The sequence below is a fragment of the Thermostichus sp. OS-CIW-33 genome, from assembly GCF_054059615.1.
The window spans coordinates 119,901-138,674 of sequence record NZ_JBSSCH010000006.1; the positions used below are offsets into that span (position 1 = coordinate 119,901).

General features: G+C 51.3%; 19 protein-coding genes and 1 pseudogene. 12 read left to right on the forward strand and 8 right to left on the reverse strand.

All coding sequences use genetic code 11. The features are described from left to right. Positions 1-49: 49 nt before the first annotated feature. Both ACVWZG_RS06405 and ACVWZG_RS06410 read right to left on the reverse strand, forming a co-directional pair. Positions 50-4,012, reverse strand: a complete 3,963-nt coding sequence (locus ACVWZG_RS06405; protein WP_457405713.1) for a magnesium chelatase subunit H — start codon at positions 4,010-4,012, stop codon at positions 50-52. 218 nt (positions 4,013-4,230) lie between these two features. After that, a pseudogene (locus ACVWZG_RS06410) lies at positions 4,231-4,398 on the reverse strand (tyrosine-type recombinase/integrase); the annotation flags it as partial. 468 nt (positions 4,399-4,866) lie between these two features. Between ACVWZG_RS06410 and ACVWZG_RS06415 the strand changes: the two are divergent. From ACVWZG_RS06415 to ACVWZG_RS06435, 5 genes are all read left to right on the forward strand, one after another. Then, positions 4,867-5,187 (forward strand): hypothetical protein, encoded by a 321-nt coding sequence (locus ACVWZG_RS06415; RefSeq protein WP_457405714.1) that lies wholly within the window; start codon positions 4,867-4,869, stop codon positions 5,185-5,187. A gap of 20 nt (positions 5,188-5,207) precedes the next feature. Then, positions 5,208-6,047: a VWA domain-containing protein gene (locus tag ACVWZG_RS06420; RefSeq protein WP_457405716.1), complete on the forward strand. Its 840-nt coding sequence runs from the start codon at positions 5,208-5,210 to the stop codon at positions 6,045-6,047. An 11-nt stretch (positions 6,048-6,058) separates the two neighbouring features. Continuing rightward, the gene (locus ACVWZG_RS06425) at positions 6,059-6,823 is read left to right on the forward strand and encodes a protein phosphatase 2C domain-containing protein (RefSeq protein WP_457405718.1); all 765 of its coding nucleotides are present in this window, start codon (positions 6,059-6,061) and stop codon (positions 6,821-6,823) included. 7 nt (positions 6,824-6,830) lie between these two features. Beyond that, a complete protein-coding gene (locus ACVWZG_RS06430) occupies positions 6,831-8,483 on the forward strand; it encodes a hypothetical protein (RefSeq protein ID WP_457405721.1) in 1,653 nt (550 codons plus the stop codon). 435 nt (positions 8,484-8,918) lie between these two features. Next, positions 8,919-11,102: a DEAD/DEAH box helicase gene (locus tag ACVWZG_RS06435; RefSeq protein ID WP_457405723.1), complete on the forward strand. Its 2,184-nt coding sequence runs from the start codon at positions 8,919-8,921 to the stop codon at positions 11,100-11,102. A gap of 289 nt (positions 11,103-11,391) precedes the next feature. Here ACVWZG_RS06435 and ACVWZG_RS06440 read toward each other — a convergent pair whose 3' ends face one another. Genes ACVWZG_RS06440 through ACVWZG_RS06450 form a run of 3 tightly spaced genes read right to left on the reverse strand, consistent with a single transcriptional unit; the run spans position 11,392 to position 13,106 of the window. Continuing rightward, positions 11,392-12,384 carry a permease gene (locus ACVWZG_RS06440; RefSeq protein ID WP_457405725.1) on the reverse strand — a complete coding sequence of 331 codons (993 nt, stop codon included), beginning with the start codon at positions 12,382-12,384 and terminating at the stop codon, positions 11,392-11,394. 15 nt (positions 12,385-12,399) lie between these two features. After that, entirely contained in the window at positions 12,400-12,642 is a 243-nt protein-coding gene (locus ACVWZG_RS06445) for a thioredoxin family protein (protein ID WP_457392600.1), read from the reverse strand. 41 nt (positions 12,643-12,683) lie between these two features. Beyond that, complete coding sequence (locus ACVWZG_RS06450) at positions 12,684-13,106, reverse strand: heavy metal-responsive transcriptional regulator (protein ID WP_457405783.1); 423 nt, start codon at positions 13,104-13,106, stop codon at positions 12,684-12,686. Positions 13,107-13,326: 220 nt separating this feature from the next. On the opposite strand from ACVWZG_RS06450, the gene ACVWZG_RS06455 reads away from it, so the two are divergent. From ACVWZG_RS06455 to ACVWZG_RS06485, 7 genes are all read left to right on the forward strand, one after another. Beyond that, on the forward strand, positions 13,327-14,526 hold the full coding sequence (locus tag ACVWZG_RS06455; RefSeq protein WP_457405727.1) for an alpha/beta hydrolase family protein: 1,200 nt from the start codon (positions 13,327-13,329) through the stop codon (positions 14,524-14,526). Between the two features lie 136 nt (positions 14,527-14,662). Next, positions 14,663-14,887 carry a hypothetical protein gene (locus tag ACVWZG_RS06460; protein WP_414329510.1) on the forward strand — a complete coding sequence of 75 codons (225 nt, stop codon included), beginning with the start codon at positions 14,663-14,665 and terminating at the stop codon, positions 14,885-14,887. Further along, complete coding sequence (locus tag ACVWZG_RS06465) at positions 14,877-15,212, forward strand: putative toxin-antitoxin system toxin component, PIN family (protein WP_414329508.1); 336 nt, start codon at positions 14,877-14,879, stop codon at positions 15,210-15,212. Before ACVWZG_RS06460 ends, ACVWZG_RS06465 begins: the two co-directional genes overlap by 11 nt. Before the next feature lie 203 nt (positions 15,213-15,415). Further along, positions 15,416-15,706 carry a nucleotidyltransferase family protein gene (locus ACVWZG_RS06470; RefSeq protein WP_414329506.1) on the forward strand — a complete coding sequence of 97 codons (291 nt, stop codon included), beginning with the start codon at positions 15,416-15,418 and terminating at the stop codon, positions 15,704-15,706. Then, the gene (locus ACVWZG_RS06475; protein ID WP_457392606.1) at positions 15,696-15,848 is read left to right on the forward strand and encodes a HepT-like ribonuclease domain-containing protein; all 153 of its coding nucleotides are present in this window, start codon (positions 15,696-15,698) and stop codon (positions 15,846-15,848) included. Before ACVWZG_RS06470 ends, ACVWZG_RS06475 begins: the two co-directional genes overlap by 11 nt. Further along, a complete protein-coding gene (locus ACVWZG_RS06480; protein WP_457392609.1) occupies positions 15,784-16,035 on the forward strand; it encodes a HepT-like ribonuclease domain-containing protein in 252 nt (83 codons plus the stop codon). Before ACVWZG_RS06475 ends, ACVWZG_RS06480 begins: the two co-directional genes overlap by 65 nt. A gap of 5 nt (positions 16,036-16,040) precedes the next feature. Next, positions 16,041-16,355, forward strand: a complete 315-nt coding sequence (locus ACVWZG_RS06485; protein WP_457405728.1) for a hypothetical protein — start codon at positions 16,041-16,043, stop codon at positions 16,353-16,355. Between the two features lie 354 nt (positions 16,356-16,709). Here the strand turns inward: ACVWZG_RS06485 and ACVWZG_RS06490 are convergent, their stop codons facing one another. From ACVWZG_RS06490 to ACVWZG_RS06500, 3 genes are all read right to left on the reverse strand, one after another. After that, a complete protein-coding gene (locus ACVWZG_RS06490) occupies positions 16,710-17,210 on the reverse strand; it encodes a low molecular weight protein-tyrosine-phosphatase (protein ID WP_011432541.1) in 501 nt (166 codons plus the stop codon). A gap of 320 nt (positions 17,211-17,530) precedes the next feature. Then, positions 17,531-18,109, reverse strand: coding sequence for a leucyl/phenylalanyl-tRNA--protein transferase (aat, locus tag ACVWZG_RS06495; protein WP_414330332.1), 579 nt, complete (start codon positions 18,107-18,109; stop codon positions 17,531-17,533). 17 nt (positions 18,110-18,126) lie between these two features. Continuing rightward, positions 18,127-18,579, reverse strand: coding sequence for a hypothetical protein (locus ACVWZG_RS06500; RefSeq protein ID WP_414424374.1), 453 nt, complete (start codon positions 18,577-18,579; stop codon positions 18,127-18,129). Between the last annotated feature and the right edge of the window lie 195 nt (positions 18,580-18,774).

Genomic DNA, 18,774 nt, shown 5'->3' on the forward strand with positions numbered 1-18,774 from the left:
GACGTCTCACGCTAACCTGAAACAACCATATTAATATTATTAATATTAATTACTCCACCCCCTCGATTCGGTCTTCCACTTCCTGGTACAGCTCCTGCAGACGCTCGATATTGGCCTGGGAAGTCTGCCAATAGCCACGCCCATGCACCTCCAGCAGGGATCCGACAATGCGCCGGAAGGAGTGGGGGTTGAGGTTCATCAAGCGCTGCCGCATCGCCTCGTCCTTGATGAAAGTCTCGTTGGTTTCCTCGTAGATCCAGTTGTCCACCGCGCCTGCCGTAGCTGACCAGCCGGAGGTGTTGACCAGCCGCTTGGCGATCTCCCTTACCCCTTCGTAGCCGTGCTTGAGCATCCCCTCATACCACTTGGGGTTGAGGAGCTTGGTGCGGGCGTCCAGACGGATGGTTTCGCTCAGGGTGCGGATCTGGGCGTTGGGCGTGGTGGTATCCGCCATGTAGGCAGAGGGGGCCTTGCCGTCGGGGCGCAGGCTCTGCACCAGCTTGGTGGGATCCGCGTCGAAGTAGTGGCTGACATCGGTCAGGCTGATCTCCGAGGAGTCCAGGTTCTGGAAGGTCACATCCACCGTCTTCAAGCTGGCTTCAAAAAGCTGCCGCATCTGCTGGTTGGGCAGATTCGAGCCAAAGGCAAAGGACTTGCGGGATAGGTACATCTCCCGCAGCTCCCTCTCGTCCTCCCAGGAGCTGTTTTCCACCGCCAGGTTGATGTTGGCGGAGTAGGATCCGGAAGCGTTGGAAAAGACCCGCGTTGCCGCCTGCTCCAACGTCAGCCCCAGTTCTTCTGCCTGCTGCAAGGCGTGCTTGCGCACAAAGTTCAGCTCCGGTGGCTCCACCGCTGCGGCCGCCAGCTTCACCGCCCGGTCGATCAGGTCCATCTGGTTGACAAACAGATCCCGGAATACCCCAGAGCAGTTCACCACCACATCGATTCGGGGACGGCCCAGCTCCTCCAAGGGGATCAGCTCCACCTTGTTCACCCGCCCCAGGGCATCGGGTTTGGGTCGCACCCCCAGCAAACACAGCACCTGCGCCAGCGACTCCCCGTAGGTCTTGATGTTGTCGGTGCCCCAGAGCACCACCGAGATGGTTTCCGGGTACCGGCCACCGTTACTGCTCATCTCGCGGGCCAGCAGCCGTTCCACCACCATCTCCGCCGACTGGATGGCGGCTGCCGTGGGGATAGACTGGGGATCCAAAGCGTGGATGTTGCGCCCTGTCGGCAACACATTGGGGTTGCGGATGGGATCCCCTCCTGGCCCCGGCAAAATGTACTCCCCTTCCAAGGCCCGCAGCAGGGATCCCAGCTCATAATCTGCCGTAATTTGCTTGAGGCACTCCTCCAGAAATTCAAACAAGGGCTTCAAAAGATCCGGATCCACCTGGGGGTAGCCCGCTTCTTTTAGGACTGCCAACCAGGGGGCTTGCCGGCCCATGTTGAAAAAGTTGAGCTTGGCCACCCGCGCGACCCGGCCCTGGGCGTCGGTCTGCTCCTGCACCAGCGCTGCCACCGCCTTCTGGCAGGCCTTGTTGATGCGATCCAGCAGCTCCGTATCCGCCAGGTGTCCCCGATCCCGGTTGCGGTAGATCTCGTCGATGTCCCGGCCCAGGCTTTGGGCAAGAATGCGCGGCAGACCCAGGATCCCTTCTTCGGGGCGGTCAATGCTGGCAATGCTCACCAAGGTGGCAATCGCCTCTTCGGCGGTGGGGGGCGCCCCGATCACGTGCAGGCCACAGGGCAACAGCCGCGACTCGATCTCCATCAGCTGGGCGTAGAGCTTGCCCACCACCCTGTCCCGCTCTTCCAAGCTCAACTGGGCGGCGTCCCCCTGGGGCAACTCCACATCCTTGTCCAGGTTCACCAGCCGCGCCTTGTCGCAGATGGCGTTGACGATGGCGATGCCCCGCGCCCCCTCCCGCAGGGTTTGGTAGGAGCCGATCATCTCCCGCAGCTCTTGCAGCCCCTTGTAGAGGCCGGCGTTTTCTGCCGGCGGCGTCAGGTAGCTGATGGTACAGGCGTAGCCCCGCCGCTTGGCAATAGTGGCCTCACTGGGGTTGTTGGCGGCGTAGTAGTACAGGTTGGGCAGGGATCCAATTAGATTATCCGGATAGCACTCGCCCGACATGCCGATCTGCTTGCCCGGCATAAACTCCAGGGATCCATGGGTGCCAAAGTGCAACACCGCATCCGCCCCCCAAACTTTCTCCAGGTAGGTGTAGTAGGCAGCAAAGCCGTGGTGGGGGCTGGCTGACCTGGAAAAAAGCAGCCGCATGGGATCCCCTTCATAGCCGAAGGTGGGCTGCACCCCGATGAACACATTGCCAAAGTGCTTGCCGTAGATGAGCAGATTTTGCCCATCGGTATTCAGGTGCCCCGGCGCTGGCCCCCAGTATTGCTCGATGGCTTTCACGTAGGGTGTCAGCGCCTCGTACTCCCGCACCGACAGTTTGGCGGCCACATTCAGCTCCGGGCTGGCGTACTGGGCCTGGGGATCGTGCAGGATGGACTCCATCAGCTCCTGCGGGGTTTTGGGCAGCTCGGGGCCGAGGTCATAGCCGTTGTGGGCCAGGGCCTGCATCACCCGGTGAATAGAGGCAAATACATCCAAGTAGGCTGCTGTCCCCACATTGCCCTTGTCCGGCGGGAAGCTGAAAACGGTGATGGCGATCTTCTTCTCCAGCTTGGGCTTGCGCCGCAAATTGGCCCATTTAATGGCCCGCGCCGCGATCAGCTCGATCCGATCCTGCATTGCGTGAGCTTTGCCGGTGGCCGCATCCCGCCCTGAGAGGATGATGGGATCAATGGCCCCGTCCAGCTCGGGAATGGCAATCTGCAGAGCCACCTGCACCGGGTGCAGCCCTAGATCGCTGCTGGCCCATTCTTCCGTCGATTGAAACACCAAGGGCAGCGCCACCATGTAGGGGCGATTCAGCCGTTGCAGCGCTTCCACCGCCTTGGGGTGATCCTGCCGCGCCGGCCCCCCCACCAGGGCAAATCCCGTCAGCGACACCACCACATCCACAACCGGAGTGGTCTTTTGGGCATTCCAGAAAAACTCGTTCACCGGCTTGGAGAAGTCCAGGCCCCCGGCAAACACCGGCACCACTCGCGCCCCGCGCGACTCCAGCTCTTGCACCATGGCCACATAGTGGGCATCATCCCCCGTCACCAAGTGGGTGCGCTGCAGCACCAATCCCACACAGGGGGCCAAGGGATCCTTCACTTCTGCCGGCAAATCCTCACGGGCGTTGTACCAGTCCAAATACTCCGACAGGCTGGCAAACATCTGGGGTGCCAGGGGGTGCCAAATGCCCATCTCCAAATAGGTGACCGGCTCGGCAAACTGCACCTGATCCCGCATCCCCGGCAGGTAGCGATCCGCCAACATCAGCAAAAAGTTCTCCAGGTTCTCGCGGGATCCCCCCAGCCAGTACTGAAAGCTGAGCATGAAGTTGCGGGCATCCTGCGCCTTGTCGAAGGGCAGATACTTCAGCACCTTGGGCAGGGTCTGCAGCAGCTTCAACATCCCCTCCTGGAAGTTGGATCCCTGCTGGCGCTTGCGCATAAACTGGGCGATGGCGCTCTTGGACTGGCCTAGCTGCGCCATGGAAAAGGATCCCATCTTGTTCAGGCGCATCACCTCCGGCATGGAGGGAAACACCACCACCGCATCCAGCCGTTCCCGCAGGGGTTCTACCGCCTGCACCACCTTCTGGGCAATGTCTTCGATAAAAATCAGGGATCCAATAAAGACATTGGCCGTTTCCAGATCCCGCCGAAAAGCCTCATAGCCCGCGGGATCCCGCAGCTCCTCCACCAGATAGCCGGACAGCTCCACCGCCAGCTTGGAGTTGTGGGCGTTGATGTGCTGCACTGCTGCGGTCAGGGCACTCTGATATTGCGGCTCCAACACCACATACACCACCTTCATCAAGCGGCGATCCCCTACCTCGGCAGGGGTAACGTGGCGGGTGATGGGCTTAACCAGAGTAAACATGCGGTCGCTCTCCGTCGTGCAATGCAAAAGATGGGGTGAACTGGGGAAAGGACTCCGTCCCGCTGACGCGATAGGCAGGATCCCCTATTGTCTGTTTCCCGTTCTACCAGAGAAACGGATCCCTGCTGAGGGTATGACGGCAAGGTCGTAATAATTCGCAATGATCGCTGAGGTACTGTAAAGGGGAAGAGGATCCCTTCCCCAGAGAGCGTCCCCTTCTAAGGATCCAATGGACTTCTCACCCCGCGCCCGCCTTTATTCAGCACATGGGTGTAAATCATGGTGGTTTTGACATCTTTGTGGCCCAACAATTCTTGGACGGTGCGGATGTCGTAGCCGTTTTGCAGGAGATGAGTGGCAAAACTATGGCGGAAGGTGTGGCAAGTAAACTACCCGACTCTGTACCGCTTTAGCGATACAGAGTAGGCTTTTAGTAGCCCTGGGCCTGCTCTGCTCTACCAGAGAACAAAACAGGCCCGAACCTCTAGGCTGGTTTACAGCAGCCCCAATCGACCGTTACCAGTGCCTTAAATAACCGTTTCTGGTGCCCGCAACGTTATTATAGCACAAGGCAAGTGAAGTCGCACATTCCTCCCGACACTGACTTTATGAGTACAGTGCGAGGCTCCTGCGATTTCTAGCTGACTTGCTCCAGGAGCTTTCTGGGTCTAGGTATAGGTGTGTTAATGCTCATTCAGCCAGATAAAAACCCTTTGGAGGTAATTATCGCTCAAAATGTTGACTATACAGACAAATTAGGGCAGCATTACACTAGGCGATGGAAAAGTCTGCTTCTTAGGTGATTATCAGTCATCTAGCTGCAGAAACACATGTTAGGCGACAGGGAGCTTTTAATGACGACCGAGTTGCTCTATCACCAACCAGTGGCACTGATCGCCATCGCGCTGTTTGCATGCATGGTGATCGCTGCGGGCTCGGGGTACAAACTCGGTCGCAGAGGACGCCAAGCACAAAACGAGCTGACGCGAATTCAGATCGGGAGCATTCAAGCGGCAACCCTGGGACTGCTTGCCCTTCTTCTTGGATTCACCTTCGCCATGGCGCTGTCCCGATTCGAGTACCGGAAGCTAGTTCGCAAAACGGCGGCGTTGTTTGCCGAGACGTTATGTGAAAGTGCGGCTCTGCATTCTACAAGTCAACAATTAATAATGTAATAATCTGAAAGGAAATCGCAATGCCATATCAAGCCGAAATTAGTCGAGCCAATCCGAGTTGTTTCTTGTTCCTCATTGACCAGTCGGGATCGATGTCAGACCCGTTCGGTGGTAGTGGGCCAAACAAAAGAAAAGCGGATGGTGTCTCCGATGCAATCAACAAGCTGCTTCAAAACTTAGTCATCAAGTGTGCCAAGAGCGATGGAGTTCGAGACTATTACTATGTTGGCGTAATTGGTTATGGTGCTTCAGTCGGTTCAGCCTTTATGGGCTCTCTCGCTGGCAAGGATTTATCACCCATTAGCCAAATCGCAAATTCACCGGCTCGAATCGAGGAGCGTAGCAAGAAAGTGGATGATGGAGCCGGCGGGCTCGTGGAACAGACTATCAAGTTCCCAATTTGGTTTGATCCCGTCGCTAACGGAGGAACTCCAATGTGCCAAGCATTAACGCAGGCCAAGACGATCGTTCAAGACTGGATTGCCCAGCACCCTTCCTGCTTTCCTCCCATTGTGATAAACATAACAGACGGTGAGGCGACAGATGGAAACCCTTCTGATACTGCAAACGAAATCAAATCATTAGCGAGCTCTGATGGTAACGTTTTGCTATTCAATGTTCACTTGTCTTCTCAGAAGGCTAATCCTATTGAATTTCCAGACTCCGATAGCGGACTGCCCGATGAGTTTGCCCGCTTACTCTTCAGTATGTCGAGCATACTGCCAACACACATCCAGAATGCAGCAAAACAGGAAGGATATCATATCTCGGAGGCAAGCCGTGGGTTTGTTTTCAACGCTGATATCGTTTCGGTAATTCGTTTCTTGGATATTGGAACGCGTCCAAGCAATCTGCTCTAGTTTTGGAACCTATGAGACTCTCACTACACCATTTCTGGCTGCAAAAGCTTGGCAATGAAGAAGCCGATTACGAGGACGCTTTCGCCCCCAAAATAGATGGCATAATCGATCAGGAGACTTTTGCAATAGCTATTGCCGACGGTGCAACTGAGAGTTCTTTTGCATCCGATTGGGCTAAGATGCTCACTCGTGCTTTTGTCAAACAACGCTTCACGAACATCCAGGCTCTGCAGGCCCGCACGGAAATATTATCGAAGCGATGGCACACTTTTGTAAACCGTAGACCATTGCCTTGGTTTGCAGAAGAAAAGGTTCGCCTTGGAGCCTTCGCAACGCTGCTCGGCGTCGAACTCACCTCAAACTCAAACGATTCAAACGAATCGGGATCTTGGTCAGCAATAGCAGTCGGTGACAGTTGTCTCTTTCAAGTCCGCAATGATGATCTTGTCCTCTCTTTTCCCATTTCCAGCGCAAGCGAATTTGGAAGTTCTCCGACTTTGCTTTCCACCAATTTGGCCCGCAATTCGCAACTCTGGGAGAAAGTCAAGCGCCAAACTGCAGAATGGCAATCAGGCGATCTCTTGCTACTTGCCACAGATGCCCTCGCGTGTTGGTTCCTCACCGAGCATGAGAACAATGAAAAGCCCTGGAACATTCTCTACGGTTTTACCGAGAATTCGTCGCCTCAGGAATCATTCAAAGCGTGGGCGAATGATGCGCGTCGTTCTACCCGCCTGAAAAATGATGACATCACCTTACTCTTAGTGAGGCTCTGAATTTGTTATGCGATTACCAAGAGGCGATGAATACTTAGCTGCAGTTCAAAACCCCAGCACAGCTTTCAGCGATCCGGAATTAAAGGTTTCCATCCCAGATACTGATCAGTTCGGAATTCCTAAGCCTTACTCCGGAGGGTTCACAACCACATTTCATCTCAAAAATCATTCGCAACATTGGGCAGTCCGCTGTTTCACCAGAACCATTCCAGATTTGCAGAGACGCTATGAAGCTATTGGGCGGTTCCTGCAATCCTGTGCAGACGGTTTTTTTGTAAAGGCCATTTGTCTTAATGAAGGAATTAGAGTTGGCAACCAGTGGCATCCCATCATAAAGATGCAGTGGCTCGATGGCGAAACTCTGAACACCTTCATCGACCGCAATATCTCTAAGCCTGGAGAGATTTCTAAGCTCATTCCAGAGTTTGTCGATTTGGTGGAACGTCTTGAAAGCCTCAAAGTAGCTCACGGGGATCTCCAGCATGGTAATATTCTCGTCAAGCAAGGGAAGCTCTACCTTATTGATTATGATGGATTCTACCTCCCCGAACTCTCCAGCCTTAGGACAAATGAGATCGGACATCTTAACTATCAGCATCCTTCAAGAACCGCTGCTCATTACAATTCAACGATAGACCGGTTTTCGGCCATCGTGATATATCTCGGTCTTTCAGCGGTCGCCGCTTCGCCCCCTCTCTGGCGCAAGTACGACAACAGCGAGAATATCCTATTTCGCTCAAATGACTTTGCAGATGTCGATTCATCTCCACTTCTCATTGACATTTCTAAAATCTCCAAACTTGCCCCTCTTGTGGAGAGATTCAGGGGCGTTTGCAGGCTCGAATTTGATAAAGTTCCGTCTCTTGATCAGTTCATTTCTGGCAACTTCACCTTTCCAAAGATCACAGTCCGCCCTCCCGCTCCAGCCGTTACTGTTCCCCAAAGGCGCAGCCAGTATCCAGTCATTGACGCTTCTCTTTCTGGCTCACTCTCAGAACATATCGGCGACCGGGTGGAAGTAATCGGACTGATTACCGATTACCATTCTGCACAAACTAAGCACGGACAACCTTACATATTCCTCAACTTCGGTTCTTACCCACACCAAACCTTTACACTTGTTTTGTGGTCGACTTCCCTGGCTGCGTTCCACCGTGATAAAGTTGATCCTCTTTCTCTCGTTCACAAGTGGGTCAAAGTTACTGGCGTAATTGGTAGGTATTGGGACAGACTGCAGATGACAATTGAACTTCCGTCTCAAGTTCAAATATTGTCAGGCGAGGAAGAAGCTCGCCAATGGCTTGGAGTCAAGCCGTCTGTATCGCCATCTCCACAGATTCGACGCCCAATTTCACAACCTGACGAATCAGTTTTTAATACTATCTATTCGGGCAGACGTGCTACTCCTAGTGGTACTCAGTCATCGACCACATCTCCGTCAAAGAAATTTGATTCTTCACTTTTTAATACTATCTATTCGGGCAGACGTGCTACTCCTGGTGGTACTCCGTCATCGACCACATCTCCGTCAAAGAAATTTGATTCTTCCCACGGCATCCTTGGCGGATTAATACTCGGAATCGTCGGTGCATTAGTTTTGGGTTTCTGGGGTTTCGTGGCAGGCGCCGTGCTCGGTTACCAAATTGGCAAGCGATTATGAAAGGACAACACACTCTATGAGCTGGCGATTCAGAAAAATCTTCCGTTGGGGTCCATTCCGCACCACTTGGACAAAACGAGGCTGGGGATCCTGATGCTTTTGGGGCTGATGGGTTACCCAACATAACAAGTCACTGCACCCGACCTTGAGGTAGATTACTGATTGGGATCCTTGGTTTGGGGTGGCGGGTGAGTTCGGCCGTTATGTTGCCAGCGCCAGAGCTGTGCCTTGTCAAGGCTGTTGGTGAAGGGGCGCTGGCGTCTGTGGGTAGTTGAACCGATCGGTGGAAAAATTTACACAACATAACAAGTCACTGCACCCGACCTGATGTTAAAATTCGAGAAATACCCAAAACTGCTGGCGGCGGGTGAGTTCAGCCGTTATATTGCTTGTCTTATTAGTCAAATAGATTTAGTTTAGTCATTTGGAGACAGCATGTCAGAAGGTAAGTTCCAGAACTATGCTCCACTTAACCCAAACACAGCAGAGAAAAAGTTTTGGGAATGCCTCAAAAAGACATTTCAGAATGAGCCATGCGTAGCTTACTTTAGGTATCCAATTTTTAAACGCACAGGCAATCTCACCAGAGAACCTGACGTTATCTTTATGCACAGAGATTTAGGATTGTGGGTATTTGAGTGTAAAGGGTGCAGTATCGCTAACATTGAAAGTATCGAAGGGCATCAGTGGAAAATGACTAATTGGCATAGGGAAGAGGAATTGCCTATGCTTCAAGCTGAGGATGGCATGCTTGCAATAAGTGCGAAACTCGCAGAACGAAGAGAAACACGAGGACTGGTCACCTCACACTACAGAGTGGTGTTACCCTTTGTTAAAGGGCAAGAATGGCAAGATAAGGGATTTTCTGACTTGCCCTGTACCCAAGGCGTTGTTTTGCTGGAGGAGGATCTCAAGCCATCGACTCTCCGAGAAAAACTACAGTTGGGCGCTTGCGAAAAACCACAGCGTCCTCTATCTGATGAACAGTGGCAAAACATCGTTGCTTTACTGGGCGGTTCGCTACCAAGACAAGAACCTAGAGCCATACCCACAGGAACACCACCCGAAAATCCTGTAAGAGTCATCCATTATCTGGAATCTCGCCTTCGTTTTCTGGACGATCAACAGCAAAAGGTAGCTTTTGAGGTTCCAGATGGCCCTCAGCGTGTTAGAGGATTAGCAGGAACAGGGAAAACCGTTCTATTTGCCAAGAGAGCCGCAAAAATCCATGCCGCGCACCCTGACTGGAAAATTGCTTTTGTGTTTTTTACACAGGCACTTTACGACCAAATCATAGGTTTAATCAGTCTTTACTATCGTGAAATGGTTCGGCAGGATGAAGGAGATGTAGAGCCAAACTGGCACAATGTACAAGTACTACATGCTTGGGGTTCAAAAGAGCGTAACGGTTTCTACCGTGACTTAGCCCAAAAATCGGGAATATGTCCTCTGAGTGTCAAGGATGTAAGAGAGAGGATGGGGCGCAACTGCTCTCCATCAGAGGCTTTTGAGTATGTTTGCGATGATCTGGAGAAAAGGGTACCGAACATACCTGTACTTTTTGATGCGATCTTGATAGACGAAGGACAGGATTTGCCCCCATCCTTCTATCGATTAGCTTATAAAAGTTTATCTGACCCAAAACGACTTTATTGGGCATACGACGAAGCACAGGGGATTGGAACCCTGACGGTACCTCGTCCTTTGCATATCTTTGGGCTTAATCCAGATGGAACACCAGTAGTAGATTTAGGTGGGAACAAACTTCCTGATGGAACCATAACCAGCCCTACCTACGAAGGAGGACTGCGCAAGGCACACAATTTAAACCGATGCTACCGAACACCTAAAATGCTTCTCATGGCTGCTCACGCTATCAACATGGGCTTACTGCGACAAGAGGGTTGTTTGCAAGGAGTGAGTAACAAAGAGGATTGGGAAAAACTAGGTTACACTGTTCTGGATGGAGATTTTTCAGATGCAAGTGTCAAAGCTGGCAAAACAGTCACAGTTACGCGCGAGGCAAAAAACAGCCCTCACCCCATAGACAGTGATGATTTTCCTCACAAGGACGCTTTAGGCTCACCTTTACGCATCCAGACTTTTTCGGATGAGTTGGAAGAGCAGGAATGGATTGCTCAACAAGTGGAGGAAGATCTGAAGTTAGGCTTCGACCCTTGGGACTTGTTGATTACTTGTCCCACTGGTGATAAAGAACAGCAGTACTTTGAAGCAATAAAATCTAAACTCTCAAAGCGAGGTATCCAAAGCGTTATTGCAGGTGTTGATACAAATCGGGATATCTTTCGCATGGATAACTGCATCACGATCTCAACAATTTTCCGAGCCAAGGGCAATGAGGCGTGGAAGGTTTATGCTTGCAGATTTCATTGTGCTACCCAGCCATTAGCTTGGAGAGGAGAGTCAGAACTACAGAAGCGTAACGAAGCCTTTGTTGCACTTACACGAGCGCGTATCTGGTGCGTTGTAACTGGGGTTGAGGGTGCGAGCCCAGTTTTTGAAGAATTGAGAGCTATTGTGCAACAGTACCCAAATCTAACCTTTAAAGCATTCAATCAATCCTCATTGAAAAGGATTAATGATGAAGATTTTGAATAGCAAATTAGAAACTCGTATCAATATTTACTACCAATTGTAAGTGCAACATAACAAGTCACTGCACCCGACTTGAAGCTATACTTTAGTCATTACCCAAAACTATAGCTAGGTAGGTTAAGGTTGTCGCCTTAAGATTCTGGGAAACCAATGTGGGGCTACGCCCAGCGACCCATATCATGCCAACCTTTGTATGCTTAGCTATACTGGTGGCGGGTGAGTTCAACCGTTAGATGCCCTTATTCCCTGGTTGTGGCTATCCTCCCAGTCCTGATTGAGAGCAAAGGGGTAGTTAGACAAGGAGTGCATTAAACAGGTAGCCGATACTGATGATTCCAAAAGTCATTAGGCTAATAAACACAGCTAAAAGTTGAGGGCGAAGAACTTTTCTCAGGATGACCATCTCAGGCAATGAGAGAGCCGTCACAGCCATTGTGAACGCTAATACAGTACCCATCGGCATTCCTTTGTTAACCAATGCTTCGGTAATTGGCATAACACCAGCAATGTTTGCATAGAGAGGTACACCCAACACTACAGCAACAGGAACAGCGAATGGGTTGCTAGACCCTGCTAATTGTGTAACTAAAGTGGTTGGGACATAGCCATGAATTCCAGCACCGATCGCAATACCGACAACGACACAAAGCCATACCGATCGCACAATTTCACTGGACTGAAACCATCCCTGCTGAAACCTCTGTTTCCAAGTGACATGATTGGCGTTAAGGTTGTCCTCTTGAGCATTGTCTTGGTGGGCTTTTTGAAATTGCCATACAAAAGATTCAACCCATTTTTCCAACTTGAGCCATCCGATGATATAACCAGCTAAGATCGCTAATCCAACCCCAAAGCCAATATATAGAAGTGTGACTTTTAACCCGAATAACCCCCACAACAGTACAACAGCTACTTCATTTACCATTGGGGCAGAAATCAAATAAGAAAATGTCACACCCAGAGGGATACCTGCTTCCAAAAAACCAATAAATAGGGGTACGGCAGAACAAGAGCAAAAAGGTGTGACAATCCCCACCATCGCCGCTAGAATATTTCCGCCCAAAGTGCGCTTACCTTCTAACCATTGCCGCACGTTTTCAGGTTGCAAAAAACTCTGAAATGTTCCCACAACAAAACTAATAACAATCAATAAGGTCAAAACTTTGGGGACATCGTAAAGGAAAAAATGCAAGCTAGCTCCGAGATGAGATTCAACTGACAGTCCTAATAGACGAGTGACGATCTGTGTTGCCAGCCAGTCGAATGGATAAAACGGATCGAACATTGTTTGTCCTCTCTTCTACATCTGTAAGAGTCGCTGAATTTCCTCACTGGTCATCACTTTACCTTTACCCACGACCTTACCATTAACAGTCAGTGCAGGTGTAGACATAACTCCTCGCTTGGCAATTTCAATGGGGTCAGTAATGTGAAAAATTTCTGCTTCTAGGTTAAGTGCAGCGATCGCTTCTCTGGCATTAGCTTCTAGTTGCTGACATTTTTTGCAGCCTGTTCCCAGTACTTCAACTGTGATCGGTTTCATAAGAATTTTCCTCCCAATGTTTACGTCAGATCGCAATAGCATTAATTTCTCAAAGGCTTGACTTGAAACTGATCTAGGACAACGCATTCTTGATCATTTTTTTGCAAATTGTGCAAATTGGCATAGCACTGTTGAGCCAGTGGTGTTAGCTCATTATGAAGAATTTGTAATTGGCGAATCTTATCTTCAATTTCATTAACTTTTTTGCTGAGACGTTCATAAACCGCCTGACAAGTGAGCGATCGCCCATCCTTTAACGCAAGAATGTCTTTAATTTCATCTAGACTAAGCCCCAAAGATTTAGCCCGTGTAATAAAGGTAAGCCGCTCCACATCTTGTTGACTGAATAGCCGATACCCTGCTTCTGTGCGCTGTGGGGATGGAATTAACCCAATTCGCTCATAAAAGTAAAGGGTTTGTGGATTAATATCTAACAGACGCGAGACTTCCCCCACTTGAAACATTGACATCACTCCATTACAGCCTGATAAGCTCATAGTAAACCTTATACTTTGATATAAGGTCAAGGGTCGTCAGGTAAAGTTTGTTAAAGTTGTCAGGTTGTCAGGCATCTAACACTGCGTTGGTGCGGACGGAACAGAGGTTATTGGTGGGTATTCAAGGTTATCTGCCGCCACACAACTTCACCGTTGGGCGACAGGAATGCCATAGTGGAGGGGTAATATGGGACAAGAAAAAGTATTCCAAAGACACCAGCAACGCGTCTTTTTCAAGAGTCAAGACCTTGATTTCTACCTGGTATGGGCAATGGGCTTCTCGACCTATCAAGGGGCTGAACTTGGAGAATGCTTGCGTATTGCATCACAAATCAACGAGAGTGATCTGGCAAGCTGGGTAAGAGCATGGAAAACGATGGCCGCTCACCTGGAACAAGTGGCTGCGGTTATGCAGACCAAGGGTCACCTAGTGAGTGCCCATGAAACCTACCTGCGCGCGATGACCTACTACCGCTTCGCCTCCGTTTGTCAACCTCCTCAAGACCCCGATTTGCCTGCAACCTGGCAAAGGATGAGGGAGTGTTTTCGCAAGGTGGCCGAGTTGTCCAATCCACCCATCACCCCGCTTCAGATACCCTTTGAGGGCAAGACGCTCACGGGTTACTTTATGCGACCCGCTATGTCGGGCACGAAGCGCCCGACCTTGCTGGCAGTCAGCGGCGGCGAAGGTGTGGCCGAAGATATGTATTTCTTCGGTGGCTTAGCTGGCATTCGGCGCGGTTATAATGTCTTGATGTTTGAGGGGCCAGGACAAGGTCAGGCAATCCTGGATGGAATGACCGTTCGTCTAGACACCGAAGTAGTTGCAAGACAGATTGTAGACTTTGCATTAGAGTTGCCCGAAGTAGACGGTAAGCGCCTGGCGATTTACGGGATTAGCGGCGGCGGCTATGCGGTCACAAGAGCCGCCGCTTTCGAGAAGCGAATCAAGGCATGTATTGCTAATCCGCCGATCATTGATCTTCCGCGCGTTTTGCAGTCGGAATGGGGTGCCTTCCAGAAAGCCCCAAATACAGTCAAGGAGATGGTGCTGGGAATTCTTACCCGCCGAAATCCCGTGGCGCGGCTTGCATTGAGCAAACTTCTCTGGTCGGCGGGCGTTGACCGAATTACTGAATATATGATGAAAGTCAGCGAGGCACGCGTTGAGGTGGAGAATATCGAGTGTGCCCTGCTATGCATGGTTGGTACTGCTGATCCAGTAGAGTGTATTCGGCAAACGCACGAGTGTTACGACCGACTGCGAGGGCAAAAAGCTATCCGCGTATTCACCCCCGAAGAAGGTGCCGACGCCCATTGCCAGGTGAACAACTTGAGTCTTTCTAATCAAACGCTGTTTGATTGGTTAGATGAGGTTCTAATGTAGCGTCAAAGTGCCGCCCAACCTGCGCTTGCGCCTGACGCCGCTCCGCTGCGCTTCGCGGCGCAGGTGAAGCGCAAGCCGTTAGCCAGCGCGACTTAATCTCAAGTGTAATAATATCCAACATCGAGGAGTTGGAAAGATGAACACAGTGATTACCATTCCTCTGGATGCAGATACAGCGAGACTTTACAGTCAAATTCCTGCTGACCTGCAAAGAAAGTTTCAGTTGTTACTTAACCTTTGGCTACGCGACCTCATCGTACCACCGCGTCCCCTTCAGGTTGTCATAGATGAAATCAGCCAAAAAGCACAGGAGCGTGGCTTAACTCCTGAGATACTGGAATCTCTGCTGAATGTCGAATGAACCATGCTTTGTTTTTGATACCAATGTTGTTATCAGTGCGCTCCTGTTGAGATGTTCTGTCACTCGTCAAGTCTTTGACAGGGCAACACAGAGAGGCAAATTGCTTATCTCACGTGTGACCGTTGAAGAATTGAGCGATGTCCTGCGGCGCAAAGGATTTGAAAGGTATATAACCGAGGAAGAACGGATGGAGTTCTTGAGCACTTTTGTTAGAGATGGCGTCTTGGTGGAGATTGTAGAGCGCGTGGCGACGTGTCGTGATCCCAAAGACGACAAGTTTCTTGAACTGGCTGTTAATGGCAAGGCAAGATGTGCGTGCCGTTAGATGTACCCAGAGACAAGATGATGAGCAAGCTCAAATGCCCTCATTGCGGGAACCCAGGGATCCCTGTCCTCTGCAAGGTGTGCCTCGGCTCAACTGTGCCTGCGACCTGCAAAGCGTTATGAATCTTTGTTTGAGTCGTAATTGAGAGGAAATAGGTGAGCTATAATTCCTAATGGACTTTTCTTTTCATTGCAGGTTGGGTAATGCAAAAACAGGAAGTCCTTACATTACTGGCAAATCACCAGAACACTCTGAAGGACTTTGGCGTAAAGTCTCTAATGCTCTTTGGTTCAGTAGCAAGGGATGAAGCGCAAACAGACAGTGATATCGATCTGCTAGTAGAGTTTGACCGTCCAGTTGGATTGTTCACTTTTGTACGCTTGAAACGATATCTAGAGGAAATTTTAGAGAGTCCGGTTGATCTAGGTACGCCTGACTCCCTCAAGCCCTATCTGCAAGAATCCGTTCTCCGGGAGGTGGTTCGTGCCTTCTAGAGATTGGCAGAACAGAGTAAGAGACGTGCTAGCTGCGATTGAAGAGATCCGAGAGTTTATAAAAGACATCACGTTCGATGAATTTCAAGTCGATCGAAAGACAGTTGGGGCAGTTTTGTATAATCTTGCAATTAATTGGTGAAGCAGTTCGCGGCATTCCACCAGAGGTGGAGGCTTCGCATCCTGAAATTCCATGGGACGAAATGCGGGGAATGCGGAATATTGTGATCCATGAGTATTTTCAAGTGAGTTTGTCCATCATCTGGCAAACGATTCAAGAAGATCTTATTTTATTAGAAACCTCTCTTCGACAATTGATAAACCCTTAAGAGAAATGTATAATGTCGGAAGTAACAGCAGCATTAGACCTCACCTCATGCCCGGCTCCGATCCAGCGCGCCCATTTACTGTGGTGGTTGCCGACAACTTCCACTATGTGGAGAAATATAAAGAGTACGAGTACGGAAAGTTTGAGACCCTCGAAGCCGCAATTGCCGCTTGTAAGCGTATCGTCGACGAGTTTTTGATTGAGGCTTTGCGGCCCAGCATGACTGCTGACGAGCTCTACAGCGAATACACTTCGTTTGGAGACGACCCGTACATCGTTGGCTCGGAGGAGCCGGAAGTTCCCTTCTCAGCCCGTACCTAAGCAAAGGCGCGGTGTCTGGAGTTATATGGATCCCAATCTGCACAAAACGCTGATGAGGATGAATCCGACAAATTGCCGGAGCAGCATCGGAAATAGAGGCAATTAAGTTAGATGAGGATCCCTCTGGGCCAGGATATATGGTTGTTTCAGACTGCAGGAAAGCAACTTGGGGATCCCAGGTTCCCCTAGTCTGCTTTGGGAGACAGATAAGGGGTATGTTTGTGTTGGCCGGTTAGAGATCGAAGGCAGGGCAAATGTCCCAGACTTATTCGGAATGACTATCGCGAACGGAGCTATTGTACTGGCTACCGTCTCATCGCCATTTGAATTGACTGTAAATAAACACACAAGCTCTCAAGCACGGGGGGGCAACGGTGGGCATTGGATCCCGGGAACCAGGGATTCCAGCAAGCCGCTACAGGCATCCCAGAGCAGCTCGATCACGTAATGGAATCCAGCTTCACCCCCGTAGTAGGGATCCGGAACTTCTTCGTCAGAATGAGAGCGGCAATAGCTGCACATCAGGCGCACTTTCTCGGCATATTTTCCCTGGGGATCCAAGCTGAGAATGTCGCGGTAATTTTGTCGATCCATAGCCAGGATCAGGTCAAACTCGCGCAGGTCGGCAGGTCGAATCTGGCGGGCCTTGCCTTGTAGCTCTAGGCCATAGCATCGGGCTGCTTGTTGCATGCGCCTATCTGGGGGGCTGCCGATGTGATAGGCTGCCGTACCTGCTGAGTCGCAGATAATTGCTTCCTTATGGCCGCTGCTGCGCAAAAGGTGATTGGTGATGCCCTCAGCAGTGGGAGAACGACAGATGTTGCCCAGACAGACGAACAGAAGCTTTTGGCTCATGACAATCTCAACAGCAGTAGAGAACTCCTCTCACCTTATAACAATGCCCATCTAATCTAATGGTTCTTTGGTCTGAGCATAATAGTTCTTCGTTCTGAGCGCAGAAGAGCACAGACGGCAACGAACGGTGTTTGCGAGCCAGTCTCATCTGCCACTGACGGGAACAGAGCGGATCCCATGTGCTGGCCCACCACGGGATGTATTCGCTCACAGCAGCAGAGTGGAGTCCTCCCTCATTTTCCACCAAGTTTCCCACCAAGAGCCGCTGCAATGATCTAACAGCAGCTATTGGGAAGCCTGTCGCTTTGAGCATCACAGGTCTAATCGAACCGACAAGGGATCCCCAGGCACTGCTGCAATAGCTTCAGGTACTCTTGTCCATCCATGAGAAAGGCGCCGAAACGGGCCAGATGCGGGTTCATCAACTGAGCGTCGAAGAGGCGAAAGCCCCGCTCTCGCAAGTGCTCCACCAACTTCACCAGGGCCACCTTCGAGCCGTTGGGAATGCGGTAGAACATGGACTCGCCGATAAACGCCGCTCCAAGGGCAATACCCAGGATCCCGCCTGCCAAGGTCTCTCCCTGCCAGGTTTCAAAGCTGTGGGCAAAGCCAGACCGGTGCAGAGCTGCGTAAATCTGCTTCAGCTCGGGGCTAATCCAGGTTTGGGGACGAGCGGCACAGCCCTCTACCACCTGCTCAAAAGCGCAGTTCAGCCGCACCTGAAAGCGACCGCTGCGCACCAAGGGCCGCAACGAACGGGGGCAGTGAAATCGCTCATCGAGGGGGATCACCGCGTGCCGGTCGGTGCCGTACCAGGCCAGGGATCCCGTCTCTTCGTCGGCCATCAGAAAGTAGCCTTGGGCATAGCCTGCCAGAATGGTGGCCAGATCCACCTGCATCGCCTCAGTTGCGCTCCTCAAGATTGCCATTCTGGAGAGAGACTGGCAAAGTCTCCCCCATTAGCCCTGGGGTGGCAATCCACACAGCCGCTCACCCGCACAGGAGTGGGAAACTCCACTTGCAGATGCAAAGCGCGGAAATAGCGGGAATCTGCCAAGCGATAGGGCACCTGTTCCCCTTGTCGCAGGGGCCGGGAGTTGGGCCGCAAATAGCCCCAGGCCAGTTGTAAAGCCACACCGCTCAGGGGCTGGATCTGCTGGCCATAGTGGTTGGGATCCTGCAGCAGCCGTCGCCAGGTTTCAGTGGGCAACACTTGGGCGGGCAACGCCACATGGCAACTGCCACAACTGCGCACATATTGAGCTTGCTCCAGTTGGGCTTGAGTCAGGCCCTGCTGGGCTTGTGCTCCCAGGTTCTGCGCTGATCCCGCCAGCAGGGATCCCATAAACCCGGACAGGATGACTACCATGCTCCAGATCCAAAACCGCCGGCGTCGTCCTTGCAAAGGAGCCATGCTCTCACACCCACTGCCCATGCTTTCCCACTCTAGATCAGGTGGCCGCTCGCCACAGTGGGACGGAGTCCATAAGATCCGGCCTCAACTGCTGGGATCGACTTGATCGACTTGGCCTATTTTTGGAGGAGCTTGAGAGATCGCGGATCT

Excerpts from the sequence above, each read along its gene's own strand:
- ACVWZG_RS06405 (WP_457405713.1), bottom strand. The coding sequence starts at position 4,012 with ATGTTTACTCTGGTTAAGCCCATCACCCGCCACGTTACCCCTGCCGAG.
- ACVWZG_RS06415 (WP_457405714.1), top strand. The coding sequence starts at position 4,867 with ATGACGACCGAGTTGCTCTATCACCAACCAGTGGCACTGATCGCCATC.
- ACVWZG_RS06420 (WP_457405716.1), top strand. The coding sequence starts at position 5,208 with ATGCCATATCAAGCCGAAATTAGTCGAGCCAATCCGAGTTGTTTCTTG.
- ACVWZG_RS06425 (WP_457405718.1), top strand. The coding sequence starts at position 6,059 with ATGAGACTCTCACTACACCATTTCTGGCTGCAAAAGCTTGGCAATGAA.
- ACVWZG_RS06430 (WP_457405721.1), top strand. The coding sequence starts at position 6,831 with ATGCGATTACCAAGAGGCGATGAATACTTAGCTGCAGTTCAAAACCCC.
- ACVWZG_RS06435 (WP_457405723.1), top strand. The coding sequence starts at position 8,919 with ATGTCAGAAGGTAAGTTCCAGAACTATGCTCCACTTAACCCAAACACA.
- ACVWZG_RS06440 (WP_457405725.1), bottom strand. The coding sequence starts at position 12,384 with ATGTTCGATCCGTTTTATCCATTCGACTGGCTGGCAACACAGATCGTC.
- ACVWZG_RS06445 (WP_457392600.1), bottom strand. The coding sequence starts at position 12,642 with ATGAAACCGATCACAGTTGAAGTACTGGGAACAGGCTGCAAAAAATGT.
- ACVWZG_RS06450 (WP_457405783.1), bottom strand. The coding sequence starts at position 13,106 with ATGTTTCAAGTGGGGGAAGTCTCGCGTCTGTTAGATATTAATCCACAA.
- ACVWZG_RS06455 (WP_457405727.1), top strand. The coding sequence starts at position 13,327 with ATGGGACAAGAAAAAGTATTCCAAAGACACCAGCAACGCGTCTTTTTC.
- ACVWZG_RS06460 (WP_414329510.1), top strand. The coding sequence starts at position 14,663 with ATGAACACAGTGATTACCATTCCTCTGGATGCAGATACAGCGAGACTT.
- ACVWZG_RS06465 (WP_414329508.1), top strand. The coding sequence starts at position 14,877 with ATGTCGAATGAACCATGCTTTGTTTTTGATACCAATGTTGTTATCAGT.
- ACVWZG_RS06470 (WP_414329506.1), top strand. The coding sequence starts at position 15,416 with ATGCAAAAACAGGAAGTCCTTACATTACTGGCAAATCACCAGAACACT.
- ACVWZG_RS06480 (WP_457392609.1), top strand. The coding sequence starts at position 15,784 with ATGAATTTCAAGTCGATCGAAAGACAGTTGGGGCAGTTTTGTATAATC.
- ACVWZG_RS06485 (WP_457405728.1), top strand. The coding sequence starts at position 16,041 with ATGTATAATGTCGGAAGTAACAGCAGCATTAGACCTCACCTCATGCCC.
- ACVWZG_RS06490 (WP_011432541.1), bottom strand. The coding sequence starts at position 17,210 with ATGAGCCAAAAGCTTCTGTTCGTCTGTCTGGGCAACATCTGTCGTTCT.
- aat (WP_414330332.1), bottom strand. The coding sequence starts at position 18,109 with ATGCAGGTGGATCTGGCCACCATTCTGGCAGGCTATGCCCAAGGCTAC.
- ACVWZG_RS06500 (WP_414424374.1), bottom strand. The coding sequence starts at position 18,579 with ATGGTAGTCATCCTGTCCGGGTTTATGGGATCCCTGCTGGCGGGATCA.